This window comes from Bacillus cereus group sp. N31 (assembly GCF_016483245.1).
Lineage (GTDB): Bacteria > Bacillota > Bacilli > Bacillales > Bacillaceae_G > Bacillus_A > Bacillus_A toyonensis.
Genome location: NZ_JAEHCH010000140.1, coordinates 1 through 208 on the forward strand (window position 1 = coordinate 1; position 208 = coordinate 208).

The window sequence follows — 208 nt, forward strand, 5'->3', positions numbered from 1 at the left end:
ATCCATTCACTGGTTGTTCTTTCACTTCATACTTATATGCATTTCCTTCGGCATCATATGCAGCTAAATCTGTAAACGCATATTTCCATTCATCTGCTGCGCTCACTTCTTTTGTTGCGATCACTTTGCCATTTTGTAGTAGATCTACCTTGATCATTGTCGGACGGTCTTTCGCATTTCCGTCTTTCCATGTCTTCGTTCCTTCTAC

The 208-nt window shown here is 40.9% G+C and carries 1 protein-coding gene; it reads right to left on the minus strand.

The window, feature by feature from the left end:
• The coding region (locus JDS81_RS30155) for a Cna B-type domain-containing protein (RefSeq protein WP_199688713.1) at nucleotides 1-208 on the minus strand (208 nt) is incomplete at both ends.